This is a genomic window from Bradyrhizobium sp. USDA 4369, assembly GCF_054056435.1.
Window position 1 is genome coordinate 5,012,398 of record NZ_JBSRYH010000001.1, and the last position, 23,792, is coordinate 5,036,189.

The 23,792-nt window shown below is 65.1% G+C and carries 14 protein-coding genes; 13 read left to right on the forward strand and 1 reads right to left on the reverse strand.

Annotated features, from left to right (window positions below; translation table 11 throughout):
- Positions 1-7 precede the first annotated feature (7 nt).
- From ACVIJ6_RS22690 to ACVIJ6_RS22710, 5 genes are all read left to right on the forward strand, one after another.
- Positions 8-1,024: an NAD-dependent epimerase gene (locus ACVIJ6_RS22690; RefSeq protein WP_456774516.1), complete on the forward strand. Its 1,017-nt coding sequence runs from the start codon at positions 8-10 to the stop codon at positions 1,022-1,024.
- A 12-nt stretch (positions 1,025-1,036) separates the two neighbouring features.
- Complete coding sequence (locus tag ACVIJ6_RS22695; RefSeq protein WP_456774517.1) at positions 1,037-2,449, forward strand: mannose-1-phosphate guanylyltransferase/mannose-6-phosphate isomerase; 1,413 nt, start codon at positions 1,037-1,039, stop codon at positions 2,447-2,449.
- Between the two features lie 70 nt (positions 2,450-2,519).
- Positions 2,520-4,739 carry a tetratricopeptide repeat protein gene (locus tag ACVIJ6_RS22700; protein WP_456774518.1) on the forward strand — a complete coding sequence of 740 codons (2,220 nt, stop codon included), beginning with the start codon at positions 2,520-2,522 and terminating at the stop codon, positions 4,737-4,739.
- 81 nt (positions 4,740-4,820) lie between these two features.
- Positions 4,821-7,040 carry a tetratricopeptide repeat protein gene (locus ACVIJ6_RS22705; RefSeq protein ID WP_456774519.1) on the forward strand — a complete coding sequence of 740 codons (2,220 nt, stop codon included), beginning with the start codon at positions 4,821-4,823 and terminating at the stop codon, positions 7,038-7,040.
- Between the two features lie 84 nt (positions 7,041-7,124).
- Positions 7,125-9,344 (forward strand): tetratricopeptide repeat protein, encoded by a 2,220-nt coding sequence (locus ACVIJ6_RS22710; protein ID WP_456774520.1) that lies wholly within the window; start codon positions 7,125-7,127, stop codon positions 9,342-9,344.
- Positions 9,345-9,358: 14 nt separating this feature from the next.
- Here the strand turns inward: ACVIJ6_RS22710 and ACVIJ6_RS22715 are convergent, their stop codons facing one another.
- Positions 9,359-10,069, reverse strand: a complete 711-nt coding sequence (locus ACVIJ6_RS22715) for a DUF1223 domain-containing protein (RefSeq protein WP_456774521.1) — start codon at positions 10,067-10,069, stop codon at positions 9,359-9,361.
- Positions 10,070-10,428: 359 nt separating this feature from the next.
- Here ACVIJ6_RS22715 and ACVIJ6_RS22720 point away from each other — a divergent pair, with 359 nt between their 5' ends.
- The 8 genes from ACVIJ6_RS22720 (at position 10,429) to ACVIJ6_RS22755 (ending at position 23,758) form a co-directional block, all read left to right on the forward strand.
- Positions 10,429-11,436, forward strand: coding sequence for a Gfo/Idh/MocA family protein (locus tag ACVIJ6_RS22720; protein WP_456774522.1), 1,008 nt, complete (start codon positions 10,429-10,431; stop codon positions 11,434-11,436).
- Positions 11,437-11,491: 55 nt separating this feature from the next.
- Entirely contained in the window at positions 11,492-12,643 is a 1,152-nt protein-coding gene (locus ACVIJ6_RS22725) for a DegT/DnrJ/EryC1/StrS family aminotransferase (RefSeq protein WP_456774523.1), read from the forward strand.
- 508 nt (positions 12,644-13,151) lie between these two features.
- The gene (locus ACVIJ6_RS22730; RefSeq protein ID WP_456774524.1) at positions 13,152-15,587 is read left to right on the forward strand and encodes an NF038122 family metalloprotease; all 2,436 of its coding nucleotides are present in this window, start codon (positions 13,152-13,154) and stop codon (positions 15,585-15,587) included.
- A gap of 393 nt (positions 15,588-15,980) precedes the next feature.
- Entirely contained in the window at positions 15,981-17,510 is a 1,530-nt protein-coding gene (gene murJ / locus ACVIJ6_RS22735; RefSeq protein ID WP_456774525.1) for a murein biosynthesis integral membrane protein MurJ, read from the forward strand.
- Positions 17,511-17,685: 175 nt separating this feature from the next.
- On the forward strand, positions 17,686-18,021 hold the full coding sequence (locus ACVIJ6_RS22740; RefSeq protein WP_456774526.1) for a DUF2946 family protein: 336 nt from the start codon (positions 17,686-17,688) through the stop codon (positions 18,019-18,021).
- Between the two features lie 40 nt (positions 18,022-18,061).
- Entirely contained in the window at positions 18,062-20,254 is a 2,193-nt protein-coding gene (locus tag ACVIJ6_RS22745) for a TonB-dependent receptor family protein (protein ID WP_456774527.1), read from the forward strand.
- 64 nt (positions 20,255-20,318) lie between these two features.
- Positions 20,319-21,275, forward strand: a complete 957-nt coding sequence (locus tag ACVIJ6_RS22750; RefSeq protein WP_456777059.1) for a DUF1775 domain-containing protein — start codon at positions 20,319-20,321, stop codon at positions 21,273-21,275.
- A gap of 173 nt (positions 21,276-21,448) precedes the next feature.
- A complete protein-coding gene (locus tag ACVIJ6_RS22755; RefSeq protein ID WP_456774528.1) occupies positions 21,449-23,758 on the forward strand; it encodes a xanthine dehydrogenase family protein molybdopterin-binding subunit in 2,310 nt (769 codons plus the stop codon).
- Positions 23,759-23,792: the final 34 nt, after the last annotated feature.

Consider the following 23,792-nt stretch of genomic DNA (forward strand, 5'->3'; position numbering starts at 1 on the left):
GAGCGATATGGCAGACGATCCTATCCTTGTGACCGGCGCCGCCGGATTCATCGGCTTCCACTTGGCGCAACGGCTGCTCGCCGAGGGGCGGCAGGTGATCGGCATCGATAACATCAACGCCTATTACGACCCGAAGCTGAAGCAGGCGCGCCTCGATCGTCTGGCCGCCCAGCCCGGCTTCATTTTCCACAAGCTCGATCTGGTCGATCGTGCCGGCGTCAAGGCATTGTTCGCAGCCCACCATTTTCCGGCGGTTGTGCATCTCGCCGCCCAGGCGGGCGTGCGCTACTCGCTGGACAATCCGCACGCTTATGTGGATGCCAATCTCGAAGGCTTCATCAATATCCTTGAAGGCTGCCGGCATCACGGCTGCGCGCACCTGTTGTTCGCCTCGTCATCGTCGGTCTATGGCGCCAACACCAAGCTACCGTTCTCGGTGAAGGACAATGTCGACCATCCGATCAGCCTCTATGCGGCGAGCAAGAAGGCCAACGAGCTGATGGCGCATTCCTACAGCCATCTCTATCGGCTGCCGGCGACGGGCCTGCGCTTCTTCACCGTCTACGGGCCCTGGGGGCGACCGGACATGGCGATGTTCATCTTCGCCAAGGCCATCCTGGCGGGCCAGCCGGTCAGACTGTTCAATCACGGCCAGATGCGGCGGGATTTTACCTATATTGACGACATTGTGCAGGCGATTCATCGCCTGATCGGCCGCCCTCCGCAGGGCAATCCGGACTGGGACGGAACCCGGCCCGACCCCTCCAGCAGCCGGGCGCCCTGGCGAATTTACAATATCGGCAACAATCACCCCGAACAGCTGATGGACGTGATAACGCTGCTGGAGAAGGAGTTTGGGCGGCCGGCGATCAAGGAGATGCTGCCGATGCAGCCCGGGGACGTCGAAGCGACCTATGCGGACGTGAGCGATCTCGAGCGCGATATCGACTTCCGGCCGGCAACCCCGATTGCCGACGGCATCGCGCGGTTCGCGCGTTGGTATCGCGAGTATCATCAGATTTGAGGGCATCATTTCATGACCAGACGCATCATTCCTCTCATCATGTGCGGCGGCGCCGGAACCCGGCTTTGGCCGGCCTCGCGGGAAGTGCGGCCCAAGCAGTTCCTGCCGCTGTTCGGCACCCGGTCGACCTTCCAGGACACGCTGCTGCGCGTATCGGATGCGGATCTGTTTGCCCGCCCGATCATCATCACCAATGCGGCCTATCGCTTCATGGTGCTGGAGCAACTGGCCGAGATCGGAATCGAAGCCGACGTGCTGCTGGAGCCGATGCGCCGCGACTCCGGACCCGCCATCGTCGCCGGGGCTGCCTTCGCGCAGACGCGTGATCAGGACGCGGTGGTGCTGGCGCTGGCGGCCGATCACGTCGTCCGTGACACCGCGGCCTTCCTCGCAGCCTGCCGCGCCGGGCTGGCTGCGGCCGAGACCGGCCTCATCGTGACCTTCGGCATCAATCCCGAACGCGCCGCCACCGAATACGGCTATATCAGCCCGGGTGCGCCGGTCGCAGGCGAGGTGCGGGCGGTCGCGAAGTTCGTCGAGAAGCCGGATCAGCCGACCGCCGAGCGCTACATCCGCGAGGGGTATCTCTGGAACAGCGGCAACTTCATGTTCCGGGCCGGGGTCCTGCTCGATGAGTACCGGAAATCCGATGCGGGCAGCGTGCAGACGGTCACCGATTCCGTGACCAAGGCCGGCCGCGATCTCAGCTTCATCATCCTGGAGTCCGATGCCTTTGCCGCGGCCAAGCCGATCTCGATCGACTACGCCGTGATGGAGAAGACCGAACGGGCGGCCGTGGCGCCGGTCTCCTGCGGCTGGTCGGATGTCGGCTCCTGGCACGCGGTGTGGGAGCTGTCCGACAAGGACGCGCAGGGCAATGCCGCGCGGGGGGCCGCCGTGTTCGAGGATTCCCGCAACTGCAACGTGGTCACCGACAAGGCGCTGGTCGCGCTCGAAGGCGTGGACGATCTCGTCGTGGTGGCGGCGCAGGACGCGGTCCTGGTCTCGCGCCAGCGCGATGCCAACGGGCTGAAGCGGCTGGTCGCGAAGCTGAAGACGGTGGCGCCCGAGGTGACCGAGGCGCACATCAAGGTGCACCGCCCCTGGGGCAGCTATCAGTCGGTCGACAATGGCGAACGGCACCAGGTGAAGCGCATCGTCGTCAAGCCCGGCCAGCGGCTGTCGCTGCAGAAGCATTATCACCGCTCGGAGCACTGGATCGTGGTGCGTGGAGCTGCCCGGGTCACGGTCAACGAGACGGTCAAGACCGTTCACGAAAACGAATCGATCTACATCCCGATGGGCGCGGTGCACCGCCTGGAAAATCCGGGCAAGATCCTGCTGGAGCTGATCGAGGTCCAGACCGGCTCCTATCTCGGCGAGGACGACATCATCCGCCTCGAGGACGATTACCGCCGCGAATAGGGCGCAGATCGCCTCGAATCACGCGAGCCGTGCTAGATAGCTCCCCGACGTCGTCCGCCGGAGAGCTTCCTTGCAAAGCACGATCGGATCGCGCGCGTTCCAGAACGCGCGCATGCAGAAGAAGAACCGTAAGCAGGCCGACGGCCTGCTGCCGCAGGCGGTCGCAGCCTACCGCGCCGGCCGGCATGCGGACGCGCAGGCGGTCTGCGGGCAGATCCTGGCCCTGGTTCCGGATCATTTCGACGCCCTGCACCTCCTCGGCGCCTCGGCGCTCGACAATGGTCGGCTGGATCTGGCTGAGCAGGCTCTGACCCGGGCCGTCGCCGCCGAGCCGCGCAATGCCGAGGCCCAGGCGAATCTCGGCCTCGTACTCTCCAGCCTGAAACGTTACGAGGAGGCGCGCGCCGCCCAGGAGCGCGCCATCGCGCTCAAGCCGAATTTCGCCACCGCGCTGACCGGCCTCGGCAACACCCTGATGAACATGCGGCTGTTCGCGCAGGCGATCGAGGCGCACGACCGCGCCATCGCGCTCAAGCCCGATTTTGCCGATGCCTATTGCAATCGCGGCATGGCACAACTTCTGTTGCTCCGAAACGAGGAAGCCCGCCAGAGCTTCGAGCGCGCTTTGGCGCTGGCGCCGCGGCATATGCAGGCGACTTTCGGAAAGGGGCTCGTCAGCGTCAACCTGCGCCATTTCGATCAGGCGCTCATGGCGTTCAACGCGGCACTTGCGCTGAGGCCGGGGGCTGCGGCCGTGATCGCCCAGCGAGGGCGCCTCTACGTCCAGATGGGACGGTTCAAGGAGGCCGAAATAGATTTCGACACGGCCCTGACCGCCGAGCCGATGCTGGAGGCCGCGCTGCTCGGCAAGGCGCATGTGTGCGTGCTCACCGACCGGATCGCGCCGGCCATGGCGGCGTGCAAACGGGTGCTGGAGCATAATCCAGCCTCGGAGATCGCGTTCGCCTGGCTCGGCGCCTGCTTCGCCAAGCAGGGCGATACGGCCGCGGCCATTCAGCATTTCGACCGTGCGCTCGAGATCAAGCCGGATTTCGAGGATGCGATCCTCAAGAAGATCTTTGCGCTCGATTTCTACCCCGAGGCCGATGTCGCCATCCACCAGGCCGCCAGGCGTGAATGGTGGGAACGCATCGGCGCGCATATTCCGCGACGTCAGTTCGCTGCCATCGACCGCGATGCCAATCGTCGCATCACGGTCGGTTATGTGTCGTCGGATTTTCGCAGCCATTCGGCTGCACTGACCTTCCTGCCTGTGCTCCGGCATCACGATCACACAGCCTTCAGGGTCATTTGCTATTCCTGCTCCCCGCTGGTGGATTCCGTGACGGAGCAGTGCAGGGCCGCGGCCGATGGTTGGGTCGACGCTTGGCAGTTGTCGGATGATGAACTCGCCGATCACATTCAGGCGGATCAGGTCGATATTCTCGTCGACCTCTCCGGGCATTCGGCCGGCAACCGCCTCACCGTGTTCGCGCGCAAGCCGGCGCCGATCCAGGTCACGGCCTGGGGGAACGCGACCGGGACCGGCCTGCCGACCATGGACTACTTCTTCGCCGATCCGGTCACCGTGCCGCAAGCCGTTCGGCCGCTGTTTGCCGAAGAGGTCTATGATCTGCCGGCGCTGATCACGACCGATCCGCTGCCCGGCGCCGAACCGACGCCGCTGCCGATGCTTCGCAATGGCCATGTGACCTTCGGCGTCTTCAATCGGATCGACAAGATTTCGGCCCAGGTCCTCAAGGTCTGGGCAACGCTGCTGCAAGCGCTTCCGTCTGCACGTATCGTGATCAAGAACGGTGCGCTCGACGATGCCTTCCTGCGCGACGGGTTGATCGCGCGCTTTGTGGCGCATGGCATCGACGAGAGTCGGCTGACGTGCCTAGGCTCGTCGATGCGCCAGGAGCACATTGCGGCCTTTGCCGACATCGACATGTCGATGGACCCGTTCCCGCAGAATGGCGGTGTGAGCACCTGGGAGTCGCTGCAGGCCGGGGTGCCCGTGGTGGCCAAGCTGGGCAACAGCTCGGCCTCCCGCGCCGGCGGCGCGATCGTCAAGGCGATCGGGCTCGATGATTGGGTCGCTGAGGACGATGAGGGTTATGTCGCGATTGCCTTGAGATATGCCGGCCAGCCGGCTGAACTGGCCAAGCTGCGTGCCGAGCTCCCGGCGCGCGTCGCGAATTCGCCGGCCGGCAATGTCAAGACCTACACGCGCAAGGTCGAGGAGGGCTATCGTCAGTTCTGGCGCCGATATTGCTCCGCCGGCTAGCGCGGTCTCGGCCGGCATCAGGCGATCCGCAAATGCACCACTCTGCTGCGTAGATCTACGCGTCACCTCGGGAGACCGCCTTTGGCAAGCGACGTCGGTTCGCGTGCGTTCCAGAATGCGAGGCTGCAGAAGAAGCACCGCAAGCAGGCCGATGCGCTCATGCCGCAGGCTGTCTCCGCCTATCGCAGCGGTCGCCGCGCCGAGGCCCAGGCGATCTGCGGACAAATTCTCGCATTGCTTCCGGATCATTTCGATGCGCTGCATCTCCTCGGCGTCGCGGCGCTCGATGGCGGCCAGCTGGATCTGGCCGAACAGGCGCTGGCGAAGGCGGTGGAGGTCGATCCGCGTCACGCCGAGGCGCTTTCCAATCTCGGCCTCGTCCTGTTCAGCCGCAAGCGCTTCGAGGACGCGCGGAAGTGCCAGGAGCGGGCGGTCACGCTGAAGCCCAACCTCGTGGTCGCGCAGACCGGCCTCGGCAACACGCTGATGCGTCTCGGCCGTCCCGATGAAGCCGTCGCGGCGCACGACCGCGCGATTGCGCTGAAGCCGGACTACGCGGACGCCTATTGCAATCGCGGCATGGCGTTGCTCACGCTCAACCGCAATGCCGAGGCCAATCAGAGCTTCGACCGCGCGCTGTCGCTCAATCCGCGCCATATGGAGGCGATGTTCGGCAAGGGCCTCGCAAGCGTCAACCTGCGCCACTTTGCCGACGCGCTCACCGCCTTCGATGCCGCCCTGGCCATGAATCCCAATGCCGCGCAGGTGCTGGCGCAGCGCGGCCGGCTGCATCAGACCGCGGGACGTTTCGATCAAGCGCGGGCGGATTTCGCGGCCGCGCTGGCCCATGATCCGATGCTGGAAATGGCGCTGCTCGGCTCGGCGCAGCTCGGCCACTTCAGTAATATCGCGCAGTCGATCGATGCCTGCCGCAAGGTGCTGGAGCAGAACCCGTTGTCCGAGGATGCCTGGCTGTGGCTCGGCGTCTGCTGCGGCAAGCAGGGCGAGGTCGCTGCCGCCGTCGCGCATTTCGATCGCGCGCTCGAGATCCGGCCCGATTTCGCCGAGGCGATGACCGCCAAGATCTTCACTCTCGAATTCATGCCCGATGCCGATTTCGAACTGCATCAGGCCGTCAGGCGCGAGTGGTGGCAGCGGATCGGCAGCCGCATCCCGCGGCGGGCCTTGCCGCCGCGCGACCTCGATCCGGAGCGGCGTCTCACCATCGGCTATGTCTCGTCGGATTTCCGCAATCATTCCGCGGCGCTGACCTTCCTGCCGGTGCTGAAGCATGCCAACCGCCAGGATGTCCGGATCTGCTGCTACGCCTGCTCGCCGGTGCAGGACGCGGTGACGGCGCAGTTCCGCGCCAGCGCCGATGTCTGGGTGGATGCCTCGCAGATGTCCGACGACGAGCTCGCCGATCGGATCGAGACGGATGCGGTCGATATCCTCGTCGATCTCTCCGGCCATTCCGCGGGCAATCGGCTGCCGTTGTTTGCGCGCAAGCCCGCACCGGTTCAGGTCACCGCCTGGGGCAGCGGCACCGGCACCGGCCTGCCGACGATCGACTATTTCTTCGCCGATCCGGTCACGGTACCCATGGCTGCGCGGCCCTTGTTCGCGGAGCAGGTCCACGACCTGCCTGCCGTGATTACCACCGAGGCGCTGCCTTGTATCGCGCCGACGCCGCTGCCGATGCTGCAGAACGGGCATGTGACCTTCGGCGTATTCAATCGCCTGGACAAGATCTCCGATCCGGTGCTCCTGGTCTGGACCCGCCTGATGCGGCAGCTGCCGGACTCCCGGATCGTGATCAAGAGCGGCTCGCTGGACGATCCGTTGTTGCGCGATCGGTTGCTGGCGCGCTTCGCCGCTCATGGTGTCAGCCAGGATCGCATAACCTGTCTCGGCTGGTCGACGCGCGAGCAGCAGATCGCGCAATTCGCCCAGGTCGACATTTCGCTCGATCCGTTCCCGCAGAACGGCGGCGTCAGCACCTGGGAATCCTTGCAGGCCGGTGTGCCGGTGATCGCCTTGCTCGGGCGCAGCGCCGCCTCGCGGGCCGCCGCGGCGATCGTCACGGCGGTCGGGCTTGAGGACTGGATTGCGGAGGACGAAGACACTTACGTCGCGATGGCCATCAAGCATGCGAGCCGGCCCGATGCGCTGGCGAGGCTGCGCGCCGAGCTGCCGGGGATGGTTGCCAATTCGGCGGCCGGCCATGTCGAGACCTATGCGCGCAAGGTCGAGGAGGGCTATCGCCTGTTCTGGCGTCGGTTCTGCGCGGCCGCAGGATGAAGGTGGTCTGCCCGGCACGGTGCGGTGCCGGCGACGAGTTGGTTCGCGTATCCAGTTCTTGACGTCACGCCGGGAGGTCATCATTTGGCCAGCAATGTCGGGTCTCGCGCGTTTCAGAACGCGCGGCTGCAGAAGAAGCATCGCAAGCAGGTCGATGAGCTGCTGCCGCGGGCCGTCGCGGCTTATCGCGCCGGCCGTCCGGCCGAGGCGCAGGCGATCTGCGGACAGATCCTCGCGCTGCTGCCCGAGCATTTCGATGCGCTGCATCTGCTCGGCGTCGTGGCCCTCGACAGCGGCCAGCTCGATATTGCCGAGCAGGCTCTGACCAAGGCGGTCGAGGCTGAGCCGCGCCATGCCGAGGCGCTCTCCAATCTCGGCCTCGCGCTGTTCAACCGCAAGCGCTACGAGGAGGCGCGCAAATGCCAGGAGATGGCGGTCGCGCTGAAGCCAAATCTCGTGGTCGCGCTCACCGGCCTCGGCAACACGCTGATGCGCCTGGGACGGCCGGAGGAGGCCATCGTTGCGCATGATCGGGCGATCGCCCTGAAGCCGGACTATGCCGACGCCTATTGCAATCGCGGCATGGCGCTACTTCCGCTCAATCGCAATGCCGAGGCCAATCAGAATTTCGATCGCGCCCTGTCGCTCAATCCGCGCCACATGGAGGCGATGTTCGGCAAGGGGCTGGCCAGCATCATTCTGCGTCATTTCGACGATGCGCTGGCAGCCTTCGATGCCGCGCTGGCGATCAGGCCAGGCGCCGCGCAGGTGCTCGCGCAGCGCGGCCGGCTGCACCAGCAGGCCGGGCGGTTCGATCCGGCGATGGCCGATTTCCAGGCGGCGCTGTCGATCGATCCCCGCCAGGAGGTGGCGCTGCTCGGCTTTGCCCAGCTCAGTGTGATCAGGGACAATGTCGCGCCGGCGATGGACGCTTGCCGCAAGGTGTTGGAGCAAAATCCGGCCTCCGAAGTCGCCTGGACCTGGCTCGGCGAATGCTTTGCCAAGCAGGGCGACCTCACGACGGCCTTGCAGCATTTCGAGCGCGCGCTCGAGCTCAAGCCTGACTTTGGCGATGCGATCACTGCCAAGATTTTCCTGCTCGACTTCATGCCGGAGACCGATTTCGTCCAGCATCAGGCCGTGAGGCGGGAATGGTGGAGCCGGATCGGTGCCCAGATCGAGCGCCGGCCGCCGCCGCTGCTTGACCGCGATCCCGAACGGCGGCTGACCATCGGCTATGTCTCGGCGGATTTCAGGACGCATTCGGCCGCCTTGGTGTTCCTGCCGGTGTTGCGCCATCACGATCATCAGGCGTTCAGGATCGCCTGCTATTCCTGCTCGCCGCTGCAGGACGTGATGACGGCGCAATGCCGCGCAGCCGCCGATCTGTGGGTCGATGCCTGGCAGATGTCCGACGAGGAGCTGGCCGACCGCATCGAAGCAGACGGCGTCGACATCCTCGTCGACCTCTCGGGCCATTCCGCCGGCAACCGCCTGCCGGTGTTCGCGCGCAAGCCGGCGCCGGTCCAGGTCACGGCCTGGGGCAGCGGCACCGGCACCGGCCTGCCGACCATGGACTATTTCTTCGCCGATCCGGTGACAGTGCCCGAGGCGGCGCGCCCGCTGTTCGCCGAGCAGGTCTACGATCTGCCGGCCGTGATCACCACCGATCCGCTGCTGGGATGGCAGCCGACATCGCTGCCGATGCTGCGCAACGGCCATGTCACGTTCGGTGTCTTCAACCGCATCGACAAGATCTCGGAGCCTGCGCTCGCGCTCTGGTCGCGGCTGATGGCCGCGTTGCCGGACGCGCGCATCGTCATCAAGAACGGAGCGCTGCAGGACCCCTTGCTGCGCGATGGCTTGGTCGCCCGCTTCGTGGCGCATGGCATCGCGCAGGATCGGATCACCTGCCTCGGCCTGTCGACGCGCGACCAGCACATCGCGCAGTTCGCCGCGATCGACATGTCGCTCGACCCGTTTCCGCAGAATGGTGGCGTCAGCACCTGGGAATCGCTGCAGGCCGGCGTGCCCGTGGTCGCCAAGCTCGGGCGCAGCGCGGCGGGGCGGGCGGCTGCCGGCATCATCACGGCGGTCGGGTTGCATGATTGGGTGGCCGCGGACGATGACGGCTACATCGCGATCGCATTGGCGCATGCGGGCCGGCCGGATGAATTGGCGCAGCTGCGCGCGGAGCTCCCGTCCATGGTCGCGAGCTCCGCTGCCGGCAATGTCGAGACCTACACCCGCCGCGTCGAGGAGGGCTATCGCCTGTTCTGGCGCCGCTACTGCGCCTCCGGCTGAACAGGCGAGCATCGTCACAGCCGCGCGGCTCCGACGATGCGTCCGTCCGTGGCTTCGAGAATCACGGCCGCATCCTCGCCCTCCGGCATCGGCGCGACGAGACGCAGCGCGGCGCCGGTCCACTCGCCGAGGGCGCGGACCGAACGGACCACGTTCAGCTCCTCAAGCGTGCGGCCGCCATTCTCGCCGCGCCGGATCGCCGTCTCATGCCGGTGATCGAAGCCGACAAGCAAGACGCGCCCGCGTCCTTCTCCGCCGCCGACCTCCACCGTGAGCGTTTCGCCGCTGCGCACGAGCTTGACGGTGGCCGCGGTGGACGCTTGGCCGCGTGCGCGGTCGATCGCCGGTCCGATCTCGGTCCGGTTGGAGCCGACATGGCTGGTGAGGCCGTCGACGACGATCTCCGGCGTGTAGGAGCCGTCGCCGAAACGGCTGCCATAGCGGGCCTGGCGATCGGTGGCGGCCGACAGCGAGAATGGATCCTTCCAGCCGAGCCGATCCCAATAGGTGACGTGAAAGGCGAGCGGCAACACGTCGCGTCGCTGCCTCACCATCTCGTTAAGATAGGCATTCGCCGGCGGGCAGGAGGAGCAGCCTTGCGAGGTGAAGAGTTCGATCACAACGGGCCGGTCCACGGCTGCGGCCGAGGGCGCCCAAGGGGCAAAAGCCGCCAGCAGCACGGCGAAGCGAGCGATGTGGCGGAACGAGACGAGGCTACGGACCATGGGCGTTCTCCAGCGATAGGGTCTCAGCTCCTTCGCTCGCCGCGCCATCGTGTTACCTCCTCACGCGAGCTACACGCAGGCGTGACAACGGCTCATGCCTTGTCGCGGCTGCCTTCATTGCTGCGTGAGGAGCGGCTTGCCCAACGCGAAGTCCACCTCGCAGCTTGTTCAAAACACACCGTTTTTTCCCGGTGTCGAATGTAACTTTCTGAATCAAATCGTGTCCTGAAAGAGGTTTCCGCATTCGCCTCGCTTGAGGCGGCATGCTATCAGAAATGCGCCCGGCTGATTTGCAGTTCGTTAACTGTTATGGCCAGTCCGTGGCATCGCAATTCCGGAATACCGATGGGGTCGTCGACATGAGTTCCAAGGGGGCAGGCCACAAGGCCGATCTGAGGCAGGCGCTGCGGGTCGGCGTCATCGGAGCCGGCGTGATGGGCAGCAATCATGCCCGCGTGCTTGCCGGGCTGCCCGATGTGCATCTCGTCGGCGTGGTCGATCCGCTTCCTGCCCATCGCAGCCGTGTCACCGAGCTCGCGAACTGCCCCACATTCGAGACCCTCGACCAGCTGGTCGCGGAGGGCGTCGACGCCGTCACCGTGGCAGCTCCGACCCATCTGCACCACGAACTCGCGCTCGATTGCATTGCGCATAAAGTGCACTTGATGGTTGAGAAGCCGATCGCCTCCACCGTGGAGGAGGGCAAGGAGATCGTCACGGCCGCCCATCGCGCCGGCGTCACCTTGATGATCGGCCATGTCGAGCGCTTCAATCCGGCGGTCGCCGCGATCAAGAAGGCGATCGCCGGCGAAGACCTCCTGTCGATCGCGATCACCCGCGTCGGCCCGTTCCCGCCGCGCATGTCGAATGTCGGCGTCGTCATCGATCTCGCCGTGCACGACATCGACCTGATCCGCTGGTTCACCGAATCCGACATTGTCGAGGTGCAGCCGCAGCTGTCGAGCGCGGTGGCCGAGCGCGAGGACATCGCGCTCCTGCAGTTCCGCACCGCCTCCGGCGTGCTCGCCCACATCAACACCAACTGGCTGACGCCGTTCAAGGCGCGCAATGTCACGGTGGCGACGCGCGGCAAATACATCATGGGCGATCTCCTGACCCGCCAGGTCACCGAGTGCTTTGGCTTCAAGCCGGACGGCAGCTACTCGATGCGGCATCTGCCGGTCGGGCATGACGAGCCGCTGCGCGCCGAGCTGATCGCGTTCCTGCACGCGGTGCGCTCGGGCACCTCTCCGGCCGTCACCGGCGACGAGGGCGTCGCGAGCCTCGCCATCGCCACGCAGTGCCTGGAGACGTCCAGCCATCGGCCGGCCGAAGCCGCCGCCACCAAGCGTCGCGCCGCCGGCTGATCGACCCGGCTGCCGCTTCACCCATTTTTTCGTTTGCGAAACTTTGTCAGACCCCATGAACCAGCACCTGCGTCATCAGCCCATTCCGTTCATCGACACCGCCGCGCAGCGTCAGCGACTCGGCAAATCCCTTGATGAGGCCGTCGCCCGCGTCCTGGCGCATTGCCAGTTTCTGGGTGGCCCCGAGATCACCCAGCTCGAAGCCGAGCTGGCGGCCTATTGTGGCGCCAAATATGCCGTGAGCTGCTCCAGCGGCACCGACGCGCTGCTGATGGTGCTGATGGCCCAGGGCATCGGCCCCGGCGACGCGGTGCTGTGCCCGTCCTTCACCTTCTGCGCGACCGGCGAAGCGGTCGCGCTGACCGGCGCCACGCCTGTCTTCGTCGACGTGCTGGAAGAGACCTTCAACATCGATCCGGCCTCGCTGCGGCGTGGCATCGTCACCGCGAAGCGGCTCGGGCTGAAGCCCAAGGCGGTGATCCCGGTCGATCTGTTCGGCCAGAGCGCTGATCATGATGCGGTGGCGGCGATCGCTGGTGACGAGGGCCTGTTCGTGCTCGACGACGCCGCGCAGGGTTTTGGCGCCAGCTACAAGGGCCGCCGCATCGGCACCTTCGGGCTCGCCACGGCCACCAGCTTCTATCCCGCCAAGCCGCTCGGCTGCTTCGGCGACGGCGGCGCCATCCTCACCGACGATGCCGGCCTGCTGGAGCGCCTGCGCAGCGTCCGCGCCCATGGCGGCGGCAGCGACAAATACGACAATGTCCGTCTCGGCCTCACCGCGCGGCTCGACACCATCCAGGCCGCGGTCCTGATCGAGAAGCTCAAGATTTTCGACGACGAGATCGTCGCCCGCAACAGGGTCGCGGAGCGCTACACGGCCGCGCTGGCGGACGTCGTGAAGGTGCCGCTCCTCACCGAGGGCTGCACCTCGGTGTGGGCGCAATACACCATCCGCCTGCCCAAGGGCGTCGACCGCGACACCTTCGCCGGTGCGCTCAAGGCGCAGGGCATTCCGACCGCGATCTATTATCCGAAGTCGATGCATCAGCAGACCGCCTACCGGATCTTCCCGAGCGCCGATGGCGGCCTGCCGGTCAGCGAGCAGCTCTCCAGCGACGTCATCAGCCTGCCGATGCACGCCTATCTCGACGAGCCGACCCAGGCCCGCATCATCGACGTCGTCCGCGGCGCGCTGGCGGCTTGAGACGTTACGCATCGTCGCCGGGCCCTGCTTGTCGCGCCGCCGGCAGCGGCGTGTGCTGGTGATCTTCCCGGCCGGCAGCCCAAAATTCCAATGTCGTCCCTGCGAACGCAGGGACCCATATCGCGTGATGTCGGGAAAGGGCAGGCGGCCGTTCCGCGCATCACCGAACTCCGGGAGTATGAGCCCCGGATCGACGCGTTGCGCCGGCAGAGTTGCCCCGGGTGACAGCGTCGTCTGGGAGCCGCTCTCGTGTGCCTCGTCGGCAAGGACGATCGGCATCAACTGAGCCCCCATTTCAACATGCGAAGTTGCGTCTTGATTTACGGCCGCATCGTAATCATGCAGCCGTGGGTTCACGCGCAAGTTGCGTGGCAACAAAAAGAAACAAGCGTACACAATAGCTTGCTTCGGAACCCAATTCCCTAACGCAACCAATGGTCGTTATTTACAAAAATTGCTCCATTCACAATAGTCCCGGACCGGCAGAAGCCAGACGCTAGGCGCACGAATGAATATTGTCCTCGATTATGAAAATTCCGCTCTTGCGGCTCCGCAGAGCTTCAGGGACGCGATGCAGACCGCGGCCAATATTTTGGACGCAGAAATCCTCGACAACATCACAGTTACAATTCTTGTCGGGTACGGCGATTGGAACAACGGTGCGTTCACAACCAAAAAGGGACAAGCGCTCGGCGGATCTTTGAACGACCTTTTCGTTAATTATTCGGATCTGAGGTCCGCGCTCGCAGCCCACGAGACCTCGGTGCTCGACCAGTCGGTCGTGAACTCATTGCCGAACACATCGACCATCGATAATCATTATGCGTTTGGCGTAAGCCCCGCGGTTGCGAAAGCTTTGGCTCTGATGTCGCCAACGGCCTCCGTGATAGACGGAGCCGTTGGCTTTGACCCCTCGATTCCGACCAATCTGCTGGTCGGCGCCGCTCTGCACGAGTTGACCCATGCGATGGGACGGGAGCCCAGTTCCGGCGTCTCTGGTTCCGGCGCCGCAATTGCCGCCGGCACTTTTGATTTTGTACGTTACACGAGTGCGGGCAACCACCTGTATTCGACAGACGGCACGGCGGTCCCGGCCTATTTCTCGATCGATGGCGGGAACACGAAGCTGGCCGATTTCGGTCAGACCTCGGATTCAAGCGATTTTCTGAATAGTGGCGTTCAGGGACCGAACGATCCCTTCAACGAGTTCGGCAATTCGAAAACAATCCAGTCGCTCACTGCGGTGGATAGGGAAGTGCTCGATGCGATCGGCTTCAACACGACGCCTGCGATCCTTCAGACCGATGGATCAACGAGCCTTGCTCAAGGTGGGAACCACTACCTGCTGATTAGCGGCAGCACCGGGGCCGAGTCCGGGCTCATGTACGGTGGCGCGCTAGTCACCGCGGGCCAGTTCGGCAGCATCAGTCCGATCGGTGCGGTTCAGACCGCGAACGGCTACGACATCGCCTGGAAGATTCCTGGCACCAACGAGTTCACGTTCTGGTCGACGGATATTAACGGCAACTACACCTCGAACCTTTCGGGCTTGGTGTCGGGCAACAGTTTCGCAGTCGAGCAGTTTGAGACCGTCTTCGGTCAGGACCTGAACGGCGATGGCACAGTCGGCGTTACGTCATCGCTGATCCAGACCGCCGGGTCGACCAGCCTGCTGGCGATCGCGGACAATTACTATATCTACACCCATGGCTCGGGGCCTGAACTGAACTACGGCGGTGCTCCGGTGGTTGCCGGCGAGTTCGGCAATATCAATCCCATTGGGGCGATCGCGACCTCCAACGGCTATGAGATCGTCTGGCAGATTCCCGGCACCACAGAGTTCACATTCTGGACAATCGACACGAACGGCAACTACGTCGGAAACATCACTGGCTTGGTGCAGGGGACCGCCTTTCTGGTCGAGTCGGCGGAAGCTGCCTTCGGCCGAGACCTGAATGGCGACGGCAGCATTGGTGTCACGTCATCGGTGATTCAGACCGACGTAACGACCAGCCTGCTGGCGATCGCCGACAACTATTACATGTACATCAACGGATCGGGGCCCGAGTTGAAATATTCCGGCGCTCCCGTGGTTGTCGGCGAGTTCGGCAGTATTGCGCCCGTTGGAGCGATTCAGACCACGACCGGGTACGACATCGCCTGGAAGATCCCAGGCACCAACGAGTTCACGTTCTGGTCGACGGATAGTAACGGCAACTATACCGGCAATTTGACGGACCTCGTGTCCGGGACGAGCGCCGTCGCCGAACAATTCGAGACGATCTTCCACCAGGACCTCAACGGCGACGGCGTGATTGGCGTGCCGAGCAGTTCTAGCGTCGCAAGCTCGGCTACCTTCATGCCTGTTGCAGGGTCATCAGCGGACGTGACGATCGAAGGAACGAACCCTCCGGTTACGCCGTCTGCGTTGAGCGCTGCTATCGTCGGAAACGGCACCGCGGGGGCCGATCAGATCGAGCTTCGCGGCCTCGACTTTAGTAAGGCTCACTCCACCTTCGACAATTCCTCCGGTACGCTTTCCGTGACCGACGGCTTGACCACGGCGTCTCTCCATGTCCTCGGCCAGTATTCGCAGGACAGCTTCTATTTCGCGAGTGACGGCAACGGCGGAACGTTGATCTCTGTCGCGCCATCTCCTGGGCAGACCGGAGCTGCCAGCCAGGTCGCCAACTCGACCGCGCACGACACGTTCGTTTTCGCACCGAATTTCGGCCAGGTCATCCTCGCGAACTTTGCGCCCGCGACGGATACTCTTCAATTCAGCAAAACCGTATTTTCGGACGTCACCGCACTGCTGGCAGCAACACATGATGATGCACTCGGCAACGCCGTGATAACAGACGCCGCGCACGATACGATCACGCTGCAGCATGTCACGACCGCGCAATTGTTCGCGCATCAGAGCGACTTCTATTTTGCATAGAAGATCGCTGGCTCGCTCCGAATTGGCGGGTCCCGGTTCTCCGGTCTCTCGGACGCGGTCGAGCGCGGCCACGGACGGTCGTCGTCGGCCGCGAGCGCGACCAGGGATTGCCTTCGCCTTGGCCCTGCGGGTTGAGGAAGCCCGTCAGCAGCCTTTCCCTGCTCGGTTTGAGGGCTCGCATTGGGAACGAGCGGCGACGCAAACATCAGTCGGTAGAGCTCGATATTGCGTTCCCCGAAGCTGACATAGGCGCGGACCATGCTCCGAATGGGGGGCCTCGTCAGCTGAAGCCGCCAGCGGGAGCCGCGGGCTCGTTGCCACACTCTCGCCGCAAGCGGGAACAGCCCACGTTCTCTGCTTCAAACCAGCGCCCCGATGCTCTAGAAGCCCCCCATGCTCGGACGGATCTTCACGGTTGGTGGCTATACGCTGCTGTCGCGGCTCACCGGCTTTGCCCGCGACATCATGCTGGCGGCGATTCTTGGCGCCGGGCCGGTGGCGGACGCGTTTTTCATTGCGTTCCGGCTGCCGAACCATTTTAGGGCAATCTTTGCCGAGGGTGCGTTCAACGCCGCCTTCGTGCCGGCCTATGCGCATGTCCATGGCGAGAAGGGGCCGGCCTCGGCGGGGCTGTTTGCCGACCGCATCTTCACCCTGTTGCTGGCGTCGCAGGTGGTGCTGCTGATCCTGGCCTGGGCCTTCATGCCGCAGGCGATGACGATCCTGGCGCCCGGCTTCACCGACGATCCGGCGCAGCGCGAGCTCGCCATCACGCTCACTCGCATCACTTTCCCCTATCTGCTCTTGATCACGCTGGTGACGCTCTATGGCGGCATGCTCAACGTGATGCAGCGCTTCGCCAGCGCCGCGGCGGCGTCGATCTTCCTCAACCTCGCGATGATGGCGACCCTGGCGCTGGCGGCGTTCTTCCCCGGCGTCGGCCATGCCGCGGCCTGGGGCGTGCTGATCTCGGGCTTCCTGCAGTATTTTCTGCTGGCCGGCGATCTCGCCCGACATGGCGGCCTGCCGCGCTTTGCGTCGCTCAAGCTCGACGACGACATCCGCGCTTTCTTCCGCGCGCTGGGACCGGCCACGTTGGGCTCGATGGGCACGCAGGTCGCGATGTTCGCCGACACCATCATCGCGACGTTCCTCCCCGCCGGCGCGATCTCGGCGCTGTATTATGCCGACCGTCTCAACCAACTGCCGATCGGCGTGATCGGCATTGCCATCGGCACGGTGCTGCTGCCGGAAATGTCGCGGCGGCTGACGGCCAATGACCACGAAGGCGCCATGGAGCAGCAGCGCCGCGCCTTCGAGTTCACGCTGTTGTTCTCGGTGCCGTTCGTCGCCGCCTTCCTCGCCGTGCCCGATGTCATCACCCGCGCGATGTTCGCGCGTGGCGCCTTCACCAAGGGCGATGCCGCGGCGGCCGGGGCGACGCTCGCCGCCTATGCCGTCGGCCTCATTCCCTTCGTGATGATCCGCAGCGCCGTCTCGACCTTTTATGCCCGCAAGGACACCGCGACGCCAGTCAAGGCGTCGCTGACCGGGCTCACCGTCAACGTGCTGCTCAAGGTGCTGCTGATGGGGACCTTGGCCCAGGTCGGGCTGGCCCTGGCGACGGCGGTCGGCGCCTGGATCAATCTGCTGTTGGTGCTCGGATTCGCGGTGCACAAGGGCTATCTGCGGTTCGACCGGCGGCTCATCTCGTCGCTGCTGAAATTCGCCGCGACCGGCCTCGTGCTCGCCGCGGCCCTGTGGTCGACGGCCTTCTTCGCGGCGCCTCATCTCACATTTCTGGGCCGCCTGCAGGATGAGGCCGTGCTCGGCCTGCTGATCGCGGCCGGCGCCGTCATCTATGCCGGAGCGATCCTCGCATTGTTCGGTCCGCGCTGGCTCAAGGCGCTGGTGCGGCGCTGATCAGACGGCGTCGTGCGGCGCCGATGGTAGCCGCCGCGCGAACTCATCAGAAACGACGCGCGTCGTTGTTGCCGGCTTGCGCGTGCGCAGCGCGCCGAATATGGTCCCCGCTGGGGAGATCGGTGTGAGACGACGGCGACACAATGTAGCGTGGGCGAGGAGGGCGGTCAGCATCATGGCCGCCTATCTGATCGCGCTGCAGATGGTGCTCGCCGGCGCGATGTCGGCGCAAATGGCCGCGGCGGCCTCCGGCGATCTCGGCGTCATCTGTACTGATGCGCAAGGCGGCACGACGCATGATACAAGCGCGCCGGCCTCAGCCGTTCTCCACAAGGACTTCTGCGCCGTCTGTGCCTTTGCTGCCCATGCGGCGCCGGTGCCGACGGCGGCCGCGGAAACGCTGGCCCGCAGCGCCGCCGAATTGCGGCTCGCCACCTTCGTGGCCTGGGCCGCGCGCGACTCCCGCCTCCGTGAACCGCGACTGTCGCAAGGACCTCCCGCGAACGCCTGATTGAATTTTCCATCAGGTTTCGTTCGTCCAGAGGTTCATCATGTCCCGTTCCGTAACCGCGCTGTGCGCGGCGACGTGCCTCGTCACGTTGTCTTCTCCATGTTTCGCCCAGGCCCAGCAGGCCCCGACGCTTCCGACCGTCACCGTCGATCCGGCCAAGCGCACCGCGGCGCGCCCCGCCAGACCCGCCACCGATCGATCCGCGCCCGGCACACGCGTGCCGCGGGTGGGGGCCGCGCCGCAGACCGCGGCTGCTGCTGCTGCTGCTGCTGCTGGCCCCACCGGTCCGGCGCCGAGCCTGACCGCGCCGAACACGCAAACCGCGACGCAGCGCATCCAGCAGACGCCGGGGGCGGTGGCCGTCGTGGCCGACAGCGCCTTCAGGAATGCGCCCGCGCAGACCATCAAGGACGTGCTCGACTACGTGCCCGGCGTGTTCGCGCAGCCGAAATGGGGCGACGACACCAGGCTGTCGATTCGCGGCTCCGGCCTGTCGCGCAACTTCCATCTGCGCGGCACCCAACTCTATCTCGACGGCATTCCGATCAACACCGCCGACGGCTATGGCGACTTCCAGGAGATCGATCCGACCGCCTACCGCTATGTCGAGGTCTACAAGGGCGCCAATGCGCTGCGCTACGGCGCCAATTCGCTCGGCGGCGCGGTCAACTTCGTAACGCCCACGGGGCGCGACGCATCCGCGTTCGACAGCCGGCTCGACGGCGGCGCCTTCGGCTATCTGCGCGGGCAGGCCTCGACCGGCGGCGTCAGCGGCCCGCTCGACTACTTCGTCACCGGCTCGGCCTCGCGCACGGATGGCTATCGCGACCATAGCTGGGGCACGGCCGAGCGCGGCAGCGCCAATGTCGGCTACCAGGTCTCGCCGGATTTCGAGACCCGTTTCTACCTCAATGCCAATTCGGTGCGGCAGCGCATCCCGGGCGAGGTGACCAAGACCAGCGCGCTCAACTCGCCGCAGACCGCCGCGGCCAACAATGTGCTCAACGACTGGCAGCGCAACATCGACACGGTCCGGGTCGCCAACAAATCCACCCTCCGGCTCGACAACACCGATATCGAGTTCGGCGTGTTCGCGGTCGACCGGCACTTGATGCATCCGATCTTCCAATGGCTCGACTACCGCTATCACGACTATGGCGGCTTCGTGCGCGCCGTCGACGACCGCGAGATCGGCGGCCATCGCAACCGCTTCACGGTCGGGCTCAACATCCAGAACGGTACGACCGATGCGAATCAGTACGTCAACATCGGCGCCAACAAGGGCTCGCAGACGCTCGCGGCCGTGCAGCGTCCCGAGAACTACACGCTCTATGCAGAGAATGCATGGTACGTCACGCCTGCCGTGTCCCTGATCACGGGGGCGCAATATCTGCATGCCGTGCGCGAGCAGCAGGTCGATTTCACCACCAATCCGGCGACGAAGTCCGGCACCAGCACCTTCGACCTGTTCAGCCCGAAGGTCGGCGTGCTGTGGGATGTCGATCCAGGCTGGCAGGTGTTCGCCAACGTCTCGCGCAGCGGCGAGGCGCCGAGCTTTGGTGAGGGCAACGGCACCGCCGTTCCATTCTACAACATCAAGGCGCAGACCGCGACGACCTACGAGATCGGCACGCGCGGCCGGCGTCCCGACGTCACCTGGGACCTCGCGCTCTATCACGCCGATATCAAGAACGAGCTGCAGTGCTTCTTCTCGACCTTCGGCACCTGCAACGTCACCAATGCCGACAAGACCATGCACCAGGGCGTCGAGGCCGGCCTCGGCGTCAGCCTGCTGAAGGGGCTTGCAGTCAAGAGCGACACGCCCGACCGGGTCTGGCTGAATGTCGCCTACACCTACAGCGATTTCCGCTACAGCAACGATGCGACCTGGGGCAATAACCGCCTGCCGGGCGCGCCGCCGCACTTCCTGCGCGCCGAGCTGCTCTACAAGCATCCGGCCGGCTTCGCCGTCGGCCCGAATGTCGAATGGGTGCCGGAGTCCTATTTTGTCGACAGCGCCAACACGCTGAAGACGGAGCCCTATCTGTTGTGGGGCCTGAAGGCGACCTATGACGATGGCAAGCATTTTTCGGCCTATATCGAGGGCCGCAACCTCGCCAACAAGGCCTACATCGCCACCACGAGCATCATCGATCGCGCGACGGCGACGTCCACTCTGTTCAATCCCGGCAACGGCCGCGGCGTCTATGCCGGCATCCGCTACAAACTGTGAGGGGCGCGCGATGCGCAATGACGAATCTCATCTGACAACTGAAAGGACATCCGTCGTGAAAGCGATGCTGGTTGGTCTCATGGCCTTGTCGGCTGCCGTGTGCGGAGCCGCGGCGCAGGCCCATGTCGTGATCGACAAATCGGAGGCGCGGATCGGCAAGTCGTTCAAGGCGGTTCTGGCCGTCCCTCATGGTTGTGACGGGTCCGCGTCGGTGCGTCTGACCGTGCAGGTGCCGGAGGGCATGATTGCGGTGAAGCCGATGCCGAAGCCGGGCTGGTCCATCGACATCAAGAAGGGCGCGTATGCGCGCGCCTACAATTTCATGCATGGCGCGCAGCTCAGCGAAGGCGTCAAGGAGATCAGCTGGAGCGGCCGCCTCGATGATGGATTCTATGACGAGTTCACCTTCACCGGCTATATCGCCGATGCGTTCAAGCCCGGCGATATCATGGCCTTTCCCGTGGTGCAGGAGTGCCAGACAGGCGTGGCGAAATGGGTCGAGACGGCTGCCGCCGGACAGGACCCGCATACGCTCAAATATCCGGCGCCGTTGCTGCGTCTGACCGCGGCCGATGCGCCGCGCGGCGTGTCAAAGGGTGACATCACCGTGTCCTCCGGCTGGAGCCGTGCCACGCCGGCGGGCGCCAAGGTCGGCGCCGGCTATTTCGCCATGACCAATGCCGGGCGTGAGCCGGACCGCCTGGTCGCGGCCAGCAGCGATGTGGCCGAGACGGTCGAGATTCACGAGATGTCGACGCGCGACGGCGTCATGGTGATGCGACCGCTCGATCAAGGGCTGACGATTCCCGCGGGACAGACTGTCGCGTTGACGTCGGGCGGCATGCATCTGATGCTCACCGGCCTCAAGACGCCGCTCGTCGAGGGCAACACGGTGGCCGTGACGCTGCAATTCGAGCGGGCCGGCAAGATGGCCGTGCTGCTCGACGTGCTCGCGGTCGGCGCGCAGGGACCGGCTGGTCAGCAGGGCATGGCCGGCAAGGCGGAACATGCGCAGCATTGAGTGCTGATGGCGGGGCTCCGGGCCATGTCGAATCGGCCCGGAGCTCCGGCCGCAGCGCAACATGGCGCTGGCCGAGAGTTGACCGCTGCGGCGGCGAATGACGTTTGCGCGGGCTGGCAATCCGCTGCAATATGGCGTCAACATCGCCAATACGAAGCGGGAAGCGAAACCAGATGGCAGCTCCAATCAAGTTCGGTGTCGGACAAAGCGTTCTCCGCAAGGAGGATGATGCGCTCATCCGCGGCAAGGGCCGCTACACCGACGATCTCGCGCCGTCTGCCGCGTTGCATGCGCTGGTGCTGCGCTCGCCGCATGCGCATGCCAAGTTCACCATCGATGTCGCCGCGGCGCGGCTGCTGCCCGGCGTGGCGTTGATCCTGACCGCCGAGGACACCGCCGAACTCGGCGGATTGCCGTGTCTGTTCAACCTCGAAACCGATCCGTTCACCGCGCCGCCTTATCCCATTTTGGCCAAGGACGAGGTGCGTCACGTCGGCGATGCCGTCGCCTTCGTCGTCGCCGATTCGCTCGACCACGCGCGCGACGCCATCGAGGCGATCAAGGTCGAGTGGACGACCTTGCCGGCCGTCACCGGCGTCGTCAACGCGATCAAGCCGGATGCGCCGCAGGTGTGGGCCGAGCACAAGGGCAATGTGCTGTTCGACGTCTCGATCGGTGACAAGGCGGCGGTGGACGCGGCCTTCGCCAAGGCGCACGCCGTCGCCGAGATTCGTATCGTCAATCCGCGCGTCGTGGCGAGCTTCATGGAGACGCGCGCTGCGGTCTGCGAGTACGATGCCAAGCGCGACCATCTGACCCTGACGGCCGGCAGCCAGGGCAGTCACCGGCTGCGCGACATTCTCTGCCAGAACGTCCTGAAAATGCCGACCGAGAAGATGCGCGTCATCTGTCCGGATGTCGGCGGCGGCTTCGGCACGAAACTGTTCCCCTATCGGGAATACGCGCTGCTCGCGGTGGCCGCGCGGCAGCTGCGCAAATCGGTGCGCTGGGCCGCCGATCGCTCCGAGCATTTCATGGGCGATGCGCAGGGCCGCGACAATGTCACCACCGCCAGGATGGCGCTCGCCGAGGACGGCAAGTTCCTGGCGATGGACGTCGATCTGATGGGCGACATGGGCGCCTATCTTTCGACCTTCGCGCCCTACATCCCGCATGGCGGCGCCGGCATGCTGCCGGGCCTGTACGACATCCAGGCCTTCCACTGCCGCGTGCGTACGATCTTCACGCATACCGTGCCGGTCGATGCGTATCGCGGCGCCGGTCGCCCCGAGGCGGCCTATGTGATCGAGCGGCTGGTTGACGCCTGCGCGCGCAAACTCGACATGACGGTCGATGCCGTCAGGCGCAAGAACTTCATTCCGCCGCGCGCGCTGCCCTACAAGACCGCGACCGGCAAGGTCTATGACTCCGGCGATTTCGGCGCGCATCTCAAGCGCGCGATGGAGATCGCCGAGTGGAAGGAATTTCCCAAGCGCGCCAAAGCGGCCAAGAAGCACGGGCTGATCCGCGGCATCGGTCTTGCGAGCTATGTCGAGGTCTGTGGCACCATGGGCGAGGAGACCGCCAATGTGCGGCTCGACCCGAATGGCGACGTGACCATCCTGATCGGCACGCAGTCGAGCGGGCAGGGCCATCAGACCGCCTATGCCCAGATCGTCGCCGAGCAGTTCGGCCTGCCGCCGGAGCGCATTCACATCCATCAGGGCGACACCGAGGAGATCGCGACCGGCCTCGGCACCGGCGGCTCGGCCTCGATTCCATCGGGCGGCGTCAGCGTGCAGCGCGCCACCCATGAGCTAGGAGACAAGCTAAAGCAGATCGCCGCCGAGGCGCTCGAGGCCGGGCTCGGCGATCTCGAGATCGCCGACGGCGTGATCCGCGTCGCCGGCACCGACCGCGCGATCTCGTTCGCCGATCTGGCCAAGCGCGCTGGCGCTGATCCCGCCAAGCTCAATGGCAGCGCCACTTTCGCAAGCGCCGACGGCACCTATCCGAACGGCACCCATGTGGCAGAAGTCGAGATCGATCCCGCCACCGGCATCATCAGAATCGTCAACTACGTCATCGTCGACGATTTCGGCGTCACGCTGAATCCGCTTCTCCTGGCCGGCCAGGTGCATGGCGGCGCGGTGCAGGGGATCGGCCAAGCGCTGATGGAGCAGGTGGTCTACAGCAACTCCGACGCCCAGCTGGTCACCGGCAGCTTCATGGACTATGCGCTGCCGCGCGCCGCGGATGCGCCGTCCTTTACCTTCGAGACCCATAACGTGCCCTGCAAGACCAACCCGATGGGCGTCAAGGGCGCGGGCGAAGCGGGCGCCATCGGCTCATGCCCGGCCGTGGTCAATGCCATCGTCGAAGGGCTCTGGCGCGAGTACAAGATCGATCACATCGACATGCCTGCGACGCCGGAGCGGGTCTGGATCGCGATCCGGGAGCAGCATCGCCGTCACAGTCTCTGAGTACCCTTCCTCCGTAGCCTCTCCGATATCCGCC